Here is a 12,456-nt window from a genome sequence, read left to right as displayed (position 1 = left end):
CTCAGTACTTCAGCAGGTTGGAATCGTCGACCGAGGCCGAGCGACGCGTCTTGAAGATCGCCATGATGATCGTCAGGCCGACCACGACCTCGGCCGCGGCCACGACCATCACGAAGAACGCCATGACCTGGCCGTCCAGCCCGCCGTTGATGCGGGCGAACGTGACCAGGCTGAGGTTCACCGCGTTGAGCATCAGCTCCACGCACATGAACACCACGATGGCGTTGCGCCGCACCAGAACGCCGACCGCGCCGAGGCTGAACAGCAGCGCGGACAGCAGCAGGTAGTACGTAGGGGTCACGACGACTCTCCCTTGAGCGCGCGCGCGTCGGGCTCGTGCCCGGTGCCGGACACCTCCGCCACGTCATCGTCGAGACGTTCCCTGGCGGTCGTCTCGATCAGCTCGGACAGGGACTCGGCGGCGACCGAGCCGTCCGGCAGCAGGGCGGGCGTGGCCACCGAGTTGGCGGTGGCGAACACGCCGGGGCCGGGCAGCGAGCCGGGGCGGTCGCCGCGGAAGCGCTCCTCGACCAGCTCGCGCTGCGTCTTCTTCACCGCGGTGGTGCGGGAGGCGAAGGCCAGCACCATCGCGCCGACCGCGGCCGTGATCAGCAGGGCGGAGGTCAGCTCGAACGGGAACAGGTAGTCGGTGAACAGCGCCTCGCCGATGTTGGCGACGTTCCCGCCGTTCGTGCTGTTCTGCTCGGCCAGGCCGATCGCGTCCACGTCGGTGAGCGCGCGGGCCAGCGAGCCGACCACGAGGGCGGCGAAGCCGATGCCGAGCGCGGTGGCGGCCAGGCGCTGGCCGCGCAGCACCTCGACGACGGAGTCCGAGCTGTCCCGGCCGACCAGCATCAGCACGAACAGGAACAGCATCATGATCGCGCCGGTGTAGACGATGATCTGCACGAAGCCGAGGAACGGCGCCTGCTGGACCATGTAGAGCACGCCGAGGCTGAGCATGGTGAGCACGAGCCACAGCGCGGAGTGCACCGCGTTGCGGGCGAACAGCATGCCCAGCGCGCCGGCCAGGGCCAGCGGGCCGAGCACCCAGAACGCGACGGCCTCACCCGTGGTGATGGTGTCGACCGCGCGCTGGACGGCGTCGGGCTGCTGGAGCAGGAACGACGTGGGGCTCACTTCGCCGCCTCCTCGGGCCCTGTCTCGACGGTCTGCCCGGCCGGCACGCCGGCGGCCTTGGCGAGCTGCGGCCCGTTCACGTAGTAGTCCTGCTCGTTCTCGCCCAGCCGCATCGGGTGCGGCGGCTGCTCCATGCCGGCCAGCAGGGGCGCGAGCAGGTCCTCCTTGGTGAAGATCAGCTTCTGCCGGGAGTCGTCGGCCAGCTCGTACTCGTTGGTCATGGTGAGCGAGCGGGTCGGGCACGCCTCGATGCACAGGCCGCAGCCGATGCAGCGCAGGTAGTTGATCTGGTAGTCGGCGCCGTAGCGCTCACCCGGGGAGTAGCGCTCCTCCTCGGTGTTGTCGCCGCCCTCGACGAAGATCGCGTCCGCCGGGCACGCCCAGGCGCACAGCTCGCAGCCGACGCACTTCTCCAGCCCGTCCGGGTGCCGGTTGAGCTGGTGGCGGCCGTGGAACCGCGGCGCGGTGACCTTCTTGACCTCGGGGTACTCCTCGGTGACGACCTTCTTGAACATGGTGCCGAAGGTGACGCCGAAACCCTTGACTGGATCAAAGACCCCCATCGCCGGCCTCCTTTCCCGCCGAGGTGGACGTGACTGACGCCGGTTCCCTGGTCTGGTCCGTGGTCGGCAGCTCCGCGACCGGCACCTGCCGGCGCGGCGGGGCCTTCGGGACCTGGAGGTCCAGCGGGGGCACCGGGAAGCCGCCGCCGGTGAGCGGGACGGCGTCGGGGTCGTGCGGCTCCCGCTTGTCGGGGAGCAGGAACGCGATCAGCAGCACGATCGCGAGGACCGAGCCGATCACGATGAGCGCGGTGGAGGTGTCGAGGCCGCTGTTGGCCTCCCACTCCTGGCGCAGGTAGCGGGCGAAGGCCACCGCGACGAACCAGACCAGGGCGATCGGGACCAGGAACTTCCAGCCCAGCCGCATGAACTGGTCGTAGCGCAGGCGGGGCAGCGTGCCGCGCAGCCAGATGAACAGGAACAGGAAGCCCAGCGTCTTGACCACGAACCAGAGCAGGCCGAACCAGCCGCTGTTGAGCAGGTGGTCGTCGCCGACGAACGGGAACTTCCAGCCGCCCAGGAACAGCGTGGTGGCCAGCGCCGAGACGGTGACCATGTTGACGTACTCGGCGAGGAAGAACAGCGCGAACTTCAGCGAGCTGTACTCGGTGTGGAAGCCGCCGACCAGCTCCGACTCGGCCTCGGGGAGGTCGAACGGGGCGCGGTTGGTCTCGCCGACCATCGACGTGACGTAGATGAGGAAGCTGACCGGCAGCAGGTAGAAGTACCAGCCGCTGGACTGCGACTCGACGATGTCGGAGGTGGACAGCGAGTGCGAGTGCATGACGACCGCGACGATCGACAGGCCCATCGCGATCTCGTAGGAGATCACCTGCGCGGCCGAGCGCAGCGCGCCCAGCAGCGGGTAGGGCGAGCCGGACGCCCAGCCGGACAGCACGATGCCGTACACGCCCAGCGAGGAGCAGGCCAGCACGACCAGCACGCCGACCGGCAGGTCGACGAGCTGGAGGGCGGTGCGCTCGCCGAAGATCGAGACCTCGCCGCCGATCGGGATGACCGAGAAGGCGACGAACGCGGGGATGCAGGAGATCACCGGGGCGAGGAAGAACACCCACTTGTCCGCCAGGACCGGGCGGATGTCCTCCTTGAACGCCAGCTTGAGGCCGTCGGCGAGCGACTGGAGCCAGCCGTTCGGCCCGACCCGGTTGGGACCGGGCCGCTGCTGCATCCGGGCGACGACCTTGCGCTCCCAGTTGATCATGAACAGGGTCATGACGACGAGGAACGCGAAGATCCCGACGACCTTGACGACGATCAGCCAGAGCGGGTCGTCGGCGATCAGTTCTGCGGTGCTCATGCCTTGCCTCCGGGCGAGGTGATCTTCTCCGCGGTGCCCGTGACGACCGGCGCGACCGCGACCACGGAGCCGTGCCCCGCGACCAGGTTGCGCCGCACGGTGACCGCGCCCGAGTTGCCGGGCAGCCACACGACGCCGTCGGGCAGGTCGGCCGCCTCGACGGGCAGCACCACCTCGCCCCGGTCGGTGGAGACGGTGATCTCGCCGCCCGGGTGGACGCCCAGGTGCGCGGCCGTGGCGGCGGACAGCTTGGCCACCACCGGGCGCGCGGTGCCCGCCAGGTTCGGCTCGTCGTCCTGCAGCGAGCCGTTGTCCAGCAGGCGGCGCCAGGTGGCGAGGACCGCCTGGCCCTCCCGGGGCTGGGTCAGCAGCGGCGCCGGGACGGTCGGCGCGGGCGCGGTCACCGCGGCCGTGCCGAGGCGGGCCAGGTCGGCCGCGGCGGACGCCGGGGTCTGCGTGAACAGGTCCGCGTCCATCTCCACGGCCAGCGTGTCCAGCACCCGGCAGTCCGGCAGCGCGCCGGTGCCCTCCAGCGTGGTGCTGAACGGGCGGGGGCGGCCCTCCCAGTTGAGGTAGCTGCCCGCCTTCTCCACGGCCGGGGCGACCGGGAGCACGACGTCGGCGCGCGCGGTGACCGCGCTGTGCCGCAGCTCCAGGCTGACCACGAACCCGGCGAGGTCGAGCGCGCGCTCGGCCAGCCCCGGGTCCGGCAGGTCGGACGGGTCGACGCCGCCGACGACCAGCGCGTCCAGGCCACCGCTCGCGGCGGCGGTCAGGATGCCCGCGGTGTCGCGGCCGGCCCGCACGGGCAGCGCGCCCGCGTCCAGGCCCCACGCCGCCTCGACCTCGGCACGCGCCGCCGCGTCGCCGACCGGGCGACCGCCCGGCAGCAGCGTGGGCAGCAGGCCCGCTTCGAGGGCGCCGCGCTCACCGGCCCGGCGGGGCACCCAGGCGACCTTCGCACCGGTGCGCCCGGCCAGCGCCGCGACCGCGGAGAACAGGCCCGGGACCTCGGCGGCGCGCTCGCCGACCAGGATCACCGCGCCCGGCTTCGACAGGTCCTCGACCACGTCGGCGGCGTGCTCGGGCAGCGCGTTGAGCGCCGACGGCTCCTGGCCGGGGACGCACGCGAGCAGCACGCCGTTGGTCTTCTCGACCGCCGGGGTCGTGAACTGGCCCAGGTGGAACACCCTGGTCCGGTTCTTGCGGGCGGCCTTGCGGAGCCGCAGGAAGACGATCGGCGACTCCTCCTCCGGCTCGAACGCCACCAGCAGCGCGGCCGGGGCGGACTCGATCGACGCGTAGGTCACGCCGCCGTTGTCCGGGTTCGAGCCCAGCACCGAGGCGGTCAGGAACTCCAGCTCCTCGGCCGAGTGGGCGCGGGCGCGGAAGTCGACGTCGTTGGTGCGCAGCGCGATCCGGGCGAACTTCGAGTACGCGTAGGCGTCCTCGACGGTGAGCCGGCCACCGGCCAGCACGCCGACGCCCTTGCCGTCGCGGGCCTTCGCCAGGCCCTCGGCCGCGCGCTGGAGCGCCTCGGTCCAGGACGTCTCGCGCAGCTCGCCGGTCGCCTCGTCGCGCACCAGCGGGCGGCGGACGCGGTCCTCGGCCGTGGCGTAGCGGAACGCGAAGCGGCCCTTGTCGCAGGTCCACTCCTCGTTGACCTCGGGCTCGTCGGCCGCCAGCCGGCGCTGCACCTTGCCGCGCCGCCAGTCGGTCCGCGTGGCGCAGCCCGACGAACAGTGCTCGCAGACGCCCGGCGTGGACACCAGGTCGAACGGGCGGGCGCGGAACCGGTACGCGGCGCTGGTCAGCGCGCCCACCGGGCAGATCTGGATGGTGTTGCCGGAGAAGTAGGACTGGAACGGCTTCTCCTGCGCCACGCCGACCTGCTGCTGCGAACCGCGTTCCAGCAGCTCGATGAACGGGTCGCCGGCGATCTGCGCCGAGAACCGCGTGCAGCGCTGGCACAGCACGCACCGCTCCCGGTCCAGCAGCACCTGCGTGGAGATCGGGATCGGCTTCGGGAACGTCCGCTTGTGCTCGTGGAAGCGGGAGTCCGCGCGGCCGTGCGCCAAGGCCTGGTTCTGCAACGGGCACTCGCCGCCCTTGTCGCAGATCGGGCAGTCCAGCGGGTGGTTGATGAGCAGCAGCTCCATCACGCCCTGCTGCGCCTTGTCCGCCACCGGCGAGGACAGCTGCGTCTTGACGACCATGCCGTCGGCGACCGTCATCGTGCAGCTGGCCTGCGGCTTCGGCATCGGCCGGCCGCCCATCTCCACCTCGACCAGGCACTGCCGGCAGGCGCCCGCGGGCTCCAGCAGCGGGTGGTCGCAGAAGCGCGGGATGACGGTGCCGAGCCGTTCCGCGGTGCGGATCAGCAGCTCGCCCTTGGGCGCGACGACCTCGACGCCGTCGATGACGAGCTTCACGTGGCCCTCGGGGACCACCAGCTCCGTGCTCTTGTCAGGGGCGATCGTCATGCGCCAGCACCTGCCAACACCTTGGAGTTCTGGTCGCACAGGGCCAGGAACTCGTCCTTGAAGTACTTGATGCCGCTGGTGATCGGGCTGACCGCGCCGTCACCGAGGGCGCAGAACGAACGGCCCAGGATGTTGTCGCAGACGTCCAGCAGCGTGTCGATGTCACTGGCCGTGCCGTTGCCCGCGACCATCCGCTGCAGGATCTGCACGAGCCAGTAGGTGCCCTCGCGGCACGGCGTGCACTTGCCGCACGACTCGTGCTTGTAGAACTCGGTCCACTTCATGACCGCCCACGGCACGGACACCGTCTCGTTGAAGATCTGGAGCGCGGTGGTGCCGAGCATCGAGCCCGCCTCGGCCGCGCCCTCGAAGTCCAGCGGCACGTCCAGGTGCTCCGCGGTGAACAGCGGGGTGGACGAGCCGCCCGGCGTCCAGAACTTCAGCGGGACGCCGTCCTTCATGCCGCCCGCCATGTCCAGCAGCTCGCGCAGCGTGACGCCCATCGGGGCCTCGTACTGGCCGGGGCGCTCGACGTGGCCGGACAGGGAGAAGATCTTCGGGCCCGGGGACCGCTCGCGGCCCATGGTGCGGAACCAGTCCGCGCCGCCGTTGACGATGTACGGGACGCTGGCGATCGTCTCGACGTTGTTCACCACGGTCGGCGAGGCGTACAGGCCGGAGGTCGCCGGGAACGGCGGCTTGAGCCGCGGCTGGCCGCGACGGCCCTCCAGCGAGTCGAGCAGCGCCGTCTCCTCGCCGCAGATGTACGCGCCGGCGCCGGCGTGCACGACCAGGTCGAGGTCGAAGCCCGAGCCCAGGACGTCCTTGCCCAGGTACCCGGCCTCGTACGCCTCGCGCACGGCGGCGTGCAGCCGGCGGATGACGTGCAGCACCTCGCCGCGCACGTAGATCGCGGCGAAGTTCGCCCGGATCGCGTACGAGGTGATGATGATGCCCTCGATCAGCGAGTGCGGGTCCGCCATCATCAGCGGGATGTCCTTGCAGGTGCCCGGCTCGCCCTCGTCGGCGTTGATGACGAGGTAGTGCGGCTTGCCGTCGTTCTGCGGGATGAAGCCCCACTTCATGCCGGTGGGGAAGCCCGCGCCGCCGCGCCCGCGCAGCCCGGAGTCCTTGCACTGCTGGATCAGCTGGTCCGGGTGCGCGGTCAGCGCCTTGCGCAGCGCCGTGTACCCCTCCAGCTGCTCGTAGGTCCTCAGCGTCCACGAGCGCGGCGACAGCCAGCGCTTGGTGAGGACGGGAGTCAAGGAATCAACCACGTCGACCTCCCCCTACTTCTTTTCCGGCAGCGGCGGGAACTCCGCGTTGTCCGGCATCGCCGGAGCCGTCCACCCGCGCTCGGCGGCCAGGGCCGCGCCGCGCACCGTCTCGGGGGCGGCCGACGGGCCGTCCAGGTCCGCCTCCCGGCCCTCGAAGAACCCGGCCAGCTGGAGCTCCGCCTGGCGGAAGTCCGTCAGCGGCGCGCCGCGCGTCGGGTGGGGCTTCTCCCCCGCCTGGAGGGACTTGACCAGCTCCAGCGCCTTCTCGGGCGTCTGGTTGTCGAAGTACTCGTAGTTCACCTGGAGCACCGGGGCGAGGTCGCACGCGGCGAGGCACTCGGCGTGCTCCAGCGTGATCGAACCCGGCGCGCCCGGCTCGCCCGAGGTCTCCTCGTGGCCGAGCGGCCTGCCGTTCGAGCCCAGGTGCTCGCGCAGCCCCGCGTAGATCGCGTCACCGCCGAGGGCGGCGCACAGGGTGTTCGTGCAGACGCTCACCAGGTGCTCGCCGCACGGGCGGCGCTTGTACATGGTGTAGAACGTCGCGACCGCGCTGACCTCGGCGTTGCTCAGGTCGAGCTGGTCGGCGCAGAACGTGATGCCCGCCTGGCTGACGTACCCCTCGACCGACTGCACGAGGTGCAGCATCGGCAGCAGCGCGGAGCGGGCCACCGGGTAGCGGGCGATGATCGCCCGCGCCCTGGCCGCGGTCTCCTCGTCGAACACGCTCGTGTCGACGTGGCCCTCGGTCGCGGTGGCCTGCGTCGCCACCGGGTCCAGCGGCGAGGCCGCGAGGACGTTCTCGGGAGTGCTCATCGGTCACAACCACCCATCACCGGGTCGATAGAGGCCACCGCGGCGATGACGTCGGCGACCATGCCGCCCTCGCACATCGCGGGCATCGACTGGAGGTTCACGAAGCTGGGTTCGCGCACGTGGACGCGCATCGGCCGGGTGCCGCCGTCGGAGACGACGTGGTAGCCCAGCTCGCCGCGCGGCGACTCGATCGGCACGTACACCTGGCCCGCCGGCACCGCGAAACCCTCGGTGACCAGCTTGAAGTGGTGGATCAGGGACTCCATGGACTGGCCCATGATCTTGCGGACGTGCTCCAGCGAGTTGCCCATGCCGTCGGCGGCGATGGTCAGCTGCGCGGGCCAGGCCACCTTGGCGTCCTCGACCATGACCGGTCCGGGCACGAGGTTGTCCACGGCCTGCCGGATGATCCTGAGCGACTGGTGCATCTCCTCCAGGCGCAGCCGGTAGCGCGCGAAGGAGTCGGCCGCGTTCGACGTGGGCACGTCGAAGTCGTAGTTCTCGTAGCCGCAGTAGGGGTCGACCTTGCGCAGGTCCCACGGCAGGCCCGCGGAGCGCAGGATCGGACCGGTGATGCCGAGCGCGAGGCAGGCGTCCACCGGCAGGTAGCCGACGCCCTCCAGCCGGTTGCGCCAGATCGGCTGGCCGGTGAGCAGCTTGTCGTAGTCGGGCAGCCGGGAGTCCATCACCTTGATGAAGTCCGCGATCTTCTGCTCCGCGCCCTGCGGCAGGTCCTGCGCGAGGCCGCCGGGGCGGATGAACGCGTGGTTCATCCGCAGTCCGGTGAGGAACTCCAGCAGGTGCAGGACCTCCTCGCGCTCGCGGAAGCCCGACGTCATGCCGGTGAGCGCGCCCAGCTCCATGCCGCCGGTGGCCAGCGCCACCAGGTGCGAGGAGATCCGGTTCAGCTCCATCAGGACGACCCGGATCACCTGCGCGCGCTGCGGCACGGTGATGCCGAGCAGCTTCTCGACCGCCATGCAGTACGCGGCCTCGTTGTGCAGCGGCGCCAGGTAGTCCATGCGCGTCACGAAGGTGACGCCCTGGGTCCAGTTCCGGTACTCGACGTTCTTCTCGATGCCGGTGTGCAGGTAGCCGATGACGCTGCGGGCCTGGGTGACGGTCTCGCCCTCCAGCTCCAGCACCAGGCGCAGCACGCCGTGCGTCGACGGGTGCTGCGGACCCAGGTTCATGATGATGCGCTCGTCACCCGCGGCCTCGGCCAGCACCTCGTCCCAGTCGCCGCCGGTCACCGTGTAGACGGTGCCCTCGGTCGTCTGCCGGGCCCCCGCGTAGGAGTCCGGGTTCGGGGTGGTGCGGTTGGCCTCGTACGAGTCGCTGTCACGGCCGGCCGCGCTGGTGTCGGTGCCCGTGTTCACGTCGGAAAGACGTTCGGTCATGAGTAGGACCGCCTCTGGTCTGGCGGGGGGATCTCCGCGCCCTTGTACTCCACCGGGATGCCGCCGAGCGGGTAGTCCTTGCGCTGCGGGTGGCCGTCCCAGTCGTCCGGCATGAGGATCCGGGTCAGGCCCGGGTGGCCGTCGTAGACGATGCCGAACATGTCCCAGGTCTCGCGCTCCTGCCAGTCCGCGGTCGGGTACACCGACACCAGGCTGGGGACGTGCGCGTCGTCCACGTCGACCGCGACCTCCAGCCGGATGCGCCGGCGGTAGGTCATCGAGGTCAGGTGGTAGACGGAGTGCAGCCGCTGCGCGACGTCCGTGCCGTAGTCCACGCCGGACACCGAGCTGCACAGCTCGAAGCGCAGCGCCGGGTCGTCGCGGAGGATGCGGGCCACCTCGACCAGGTCGTCGCGGCGCAGGTAGAAGGTGATCTCGCCGCGGTCGACGGTGATCTGCTGGACCGTGTCGGCCGGCAGCCCCTTCTCCCGGATGGCGGCGAGCAGCTCGTCGGCGACCTCGTCGAACCAGCCGCCGAAGGGCCGCTCGGAGGGCGCGGCGACGTGGGCGGGCAGCCGCAGGCCGCCGAAGCCCGACGTGTCACCGGAGCCGGAGGTGTTGAACATGCCCCGGCGCGCCCGGCCCGCGGCGACACCGCCGCGCGCCTGGTGCTCCTCGTGCTGGGCCTCGCTCATGGTCGACGAGCTGAGGGCCTCGCCGTTGTCCGGGGTGCCCGCGCCGGGGGTCTTGGCGACCTCGCCCGGCGCGTTCCTGTCCTCGGCGCTGTTCTCGTTGGGCATACCGCTCACTTCTTCGCAAAGCGCTGGGACGACGGGATCAGCTCGGTGCGGTGGCCCTGCTCGGCCAGCAGCGCGGCGCGGGCCGGGCCCAGCGGCTCGTCCATGATCTTCGCGTGGATCTTGAGGATCGCGTCGATCAGCATCTCCGGCCGCGGCGGGCAGCCGGGCAGGTACATGTCGACCGGCACGACGTGGTCCACGCCCTGCACGACCGCGTAGTTGTTGAACATGCCGCCGGAGGAGGCGCACACGCCCATGGCCAGCACCCAGCGCGGCTCGGGCATCTGGTCGTAGATCTGCCGCAGCACCGGGGCCATCTTGTTGGTGACCCGGCCCGCGACGATCATCAGGTCGGCCTGGCGCGGCGAGGCCCGGAAGACCTCCATGCCGAAGCGCGCGAGGTCGTACCGCGGGGCGCCGGTGGTCATCATCTCGATGGCGCAGCAGGCCAGGCCGAAGGTCGCCGGCCACAGCGAGGACTTGCGGGTCCAGTTGACCAGCTTCTCGACGCTGGCCAGCATGATGCCGTTCGGGAGCTTCTCCTCGAGGCCCATGGTCTTCCCCCTCAGTTCCAGTCGAGGCCGCCGCGACGCCAGACGTAGGCGTACGCGAAGCCGACCGTGGCGACGAACAGTGCGATCTCCACCAGGCCGAACAGGCCCAGCCGGTCCGCGGAGACCGCGAACGGGTAGAGGAAGACCATTTCGATGTCGAACAGGATGAACAGCATCGCCGTGAGGTAGTAGGCGACCGGCATGCGGCCACCGCCCACCACGGGTTGCGGCGACGGCTCGATGCCGCACTCGTAGGCGTCCAGCTTCGCGCGGTTGTACCGGCGGGGGCCGATGTACGGCGCGGCCGTCACCGAGAACAGCGCGAAGGCGCCGGCGAGGGCGAACATCAATACGAGGGGGAGGTAAGCGTCCAGCACTCTCCGTCGTCCTTTCCTCGCTGTCGCGGTGGTGGTGCACCGCTGACCGTTGCGCACCCTATGGGGTGTTCTTGCGCCCTCCGGGAGTTAGGCACGCCTAACAATCCGCAGGTCGCTTGTGAAACACTTCACAAGGCATCACAGCCGGTTGTGAACTGATTCACAAGACCTGCGGGCCAGTGTAGAACGTCACACAGAGGCGTGACACACACCCCCCACACCGTTCCTGACCTGGGCTTACGCGGTGTAGATCACCAGTTGGGACGGTCGGGGGTGAACGGGAGCACACTGAATACGAAACAGCGCCGTCCCGAAGGACGGCGCTGAGACGTTCGAGTGACGGAGATTAGGCCGTTGGGGTGACCTTCGTGGCGGCGGTGATGATGCGGTCGAACGAGTCACCGTCCTTCGGGTCGTACAAACCGGCCAGCAGCTTGAGCACCAGCTTCATCAGGGTCTTGCGGGGCAGCCCGTACTTGGTCGCCGTGCGCATGATCGTGGGGTTGCCGATGAGCTTGCTGAAGACGTTGCCGAGCCGGTAGTAGCTGCCCAGGGCCTGTTCGATGCGCACCGGGTAGCCGTGCAGCGCGCGCTCGCGGCTCGCGCCCCCGCGGGCCAGGGCCTGCACGGCGCTCTCGGCGGCGATCCGCGCCGACTCCATGGCGTAGCCGATGCCCTCGCCGTTGAACGGGTTCACCATGCCGCCCGCGTCACCCACCAGGAGCAACCCGTCCCGGTAGTGCGGCTTCCGGTTGAGGCCCATCGGCAGGGCCGCGCCGCCGATCTTGCCGGTGGCGTTCTCCTCGCGGAAGCCCCACTCCTCCGGGGTGCCGTCGAGCCAGCTCTTGAGCAGCGCGCGGTAGTCGGTGGTGCCGTACGCCTTCGACGTGCTGAGGATGCCCAGGCCGACGTTCACCGTGCCGTCGCCCATGCCGAAGATCCAGCCGTAGCCGGGCAGCAGCACGTCGTTCTGGCGGTCCCACAGCTCCAGGTGCGACTCCAGGTAGTCGTCCTTGGTGCGCGGGCTGGCGTAGTAGCGGCGGACCGCGACGCCCATCGGCTTCGCGTCGTCCTTCTGGATGCCGACGCTCAGCGCGAGGCGGGCGGACACGCCGTCGCAGGCCAGGACCAGCGGCGCGCGGTAGGTCACCGGCTCCTTGCCCGGTCCCTGCTTCGCCTGCACGCCGACCACGCGGCCGTTCTCCACGAGCGCGCCCGTGACGGTGGTCTGCTCGTGCATCCGGGCGCCCGCCGCGACGGCGGCCTTCGCCAGCATCTCGTCGAAGTCCTGCCGGGGGCGCACCACGCCGTAGGGCGGGAACGTGGCCAGCTCGGGCCAGTCCAGCTCCAGCGTCACCCCGCCGCCGACCACCCGCAGGCCGCGGTTGTGCAGCCAGCCGGCCTCTTCCCGGGTGTCGATGCCCAGGTCGATCAGCTGCTTCACGCCGCGCGGCGTGAGGCCGTCACCGCAGACCTTCTCGCGGGGGAAGGTGCTCTTCTCCAGCAGCACCACGTCCAGGCCGGCCCGTGCCAGGTAGGTGGCCGCGGTGGACCCCGCGGGCCCCGCGCCGACCACGATCACCTCGGCGTCCTCGCCTGCCTTGCGGCGGCTGGGAGTCGTCATCCCCGCTCCTTGTGCCCGTGTTCACAAAGTCCCACCCGAGTCTACTTGCGCCTCCCTGAGACCCCCACCACCCGCGAGAGTCCAACGCTCAGACCCCGAGAGTCCAA

General features: G+C 70.6%; 12 protein-coding genes. All 12 read right to left on the bottom strand.

Annotated elements, in window-relative coordinates:
- Position 1: 1 nt before the first annotated feature.
- The 12 genes from nuoK to ACR807_RS28120 all read right to left on the bottom strand — a co-directional run bounded on the left by nuoK (position 2) and on the right by ACR807_RS28120 (position 12,349).
- Entirely contained in the window at positions 2–301 is a 300-nt protein-coding gene (nuoK, locus tag ACR807_RS28175; RefSeq protein WP_053715303.1) for an NADH-quinone oxidoreductase subunit NuoK, read from the bottom strand.
- Positions 298–1,140, bottom strand: a complete 843-nt coding sequence (locus tag ACR807_RS28170) for an NADH-quinone oxidoreductase subunit J (protein ID WP_438924454.1) — start codon at positions 1,138–1,140, stop codon at positions 298–300. Before ACR807_RS28170 ends, nuoK begins: the two co-directional genes overlap by 4 nt.
- Positions 1,137–1,703, bottom strand: a complete 567-nt coding sequence (gene nuoI, locus ACR807_RS28165) for an NADH-quinone oxidoreductase subunit NuoI (RefSeq protein ID WP_438924453.1) — start codon at positions 1,701–1,703, stop codon at positions 1,137–1,139. The genes ACR807_RS28170 and nuoI overlap by 4 nt, the downstream gene beginning before the upstream one ends.
- A complete protein-coding gene (nuoH, locus tag ACR807_RS28160; protein WP_438924452.1) occupies positions 1,690–3,021 on the bottom strand; it encodes an NADH-quinone oxidoreductase subunit NuoH in 1,332 nt (443 codons plus the stop codon). Before nuoH ends, nuoI begins: the two co-directional genes overlap by 14 nt.
- Positions 3,018–5,504 carry an NADH-quinone oxidoreductase subunit G gene (locus ACR807_RS28155; RefSeq protein ID WP_438924451.1) on the bottom strand — a complete coding sequence of 829 codons (2,487 nt, stop codon included), beginning with the start codon at positions 5,502–5,504 and terminating at the stop codon, positions 3,018–3,020. Before ACR807_RS28155 ends, nuoH begins: the two co-directional genes overlap by 4 nt.
- Positions 5,501–6,781, bottom strand: a complete 1,281-nt coding sequence (gene nuoF, locus ACR807_RS28150) for an NADH-quinone oxidoreductase subunit NuoF (RefSeq protein ID WP_438924450.1) — start codon at positions 6,779–6,781, stop codon at positions 5,501–5,503. Before nuoF ends, ACR807_RS28155 begins: the two co-directional genes overlap by 4 nt.
- Positions 6,782–6,793: 12 nt before the next feature.
- Positions 6,794–7,594, bottom strand: a complete 801-nt coding sequence (nuoE, locus tag ACR807_RS28145; protein WP_438924449.1) for an NADH-quinone oxidoreductase subunit NuoE — start codon at positions 7,592–7,594, stop codon at positions 6,794–6,796.
- Positions 7,591–8,994, bottom strand: a complete 1,404-nt coding sequence (locus ACR807_RS28140) for an NADH-quinone oxidoreductase subunit D (protein ID WP_438924448.1) — start codon at positions 8,992–8,994, stop codon at positions 7,591–7,593. Before ACR807_RS28140 ends, nuoE begins: the two co-directional genes overlap by 4 nt.
- Complete coding sequence (locus ACR807_RS28135) at positions 8,991–9,689, bottom strand: NADH-quinone oxidoreductase subunit C (protein WP_438924471.1); 699 nt, start codon at positions 9,687–9,689, stop codon at positions 8,991–8,993. The genes ACR807_RS28140 and ACR807_RS28135 overlap by 4 nt, the downstream gene beginning before the upstream one ends.
- A gap of 110 nt (positions 9,690–9,799) precedes the next feature.
- The gene (locus tag ACR807_RS28130) at positions 9,800–10,348 is read right to left on the bottom strand and encodes a NuoB/complex I 20 kDa subunit family protein (RefSeq protein ID WP_438924447.1); all 549 of its coding nucleotides are present in this window, start codon (positions 10,346–10,348) and stop codon (positions 9,800–9,802) included.
- An 11-nt stretch (positions 10,349–10,359) separates the two neighbouring features.
- A complete protein-coding gene (locus tag ACR807_RS28125) occupies positions 10,360–10,725 on the bottom strand; it encodes an NADH-quinone oxidoreductase subunit A (RefSeq protein ID WP_306743720.1) in 366 nt (121 codons plus the stop codon).
- Between the two features lie 346 nt (positions 10,726–11,071).
- Positions 11,072–12,349, bottom strand: coding sequence for a geranylgeranyl reductase family protein (locus tag ACR807_RS28120; RefSeq protein ID WP_438924446.1), 1,278 nt, complete (start codon positions 12,347–12,349; stop codon positions 11,072–11,074).
- Positions 12,350–12,456 lie beyond the last annotated feature (107 nt).

It is taken from the genome of Saccharothrix sabaoui (assembly GCF_051756985.1).
Taxonomy (GTDB): Bacteria; Actinomycetota; Actinomycetes; order Mycobacteriales; family Pseudonocardiaceae; genus Actinosynnema.
Note: the sequence above shows the minus strand (reverse complement) of the source record. Positions and strands in the feature narration are given on the sequence as shown.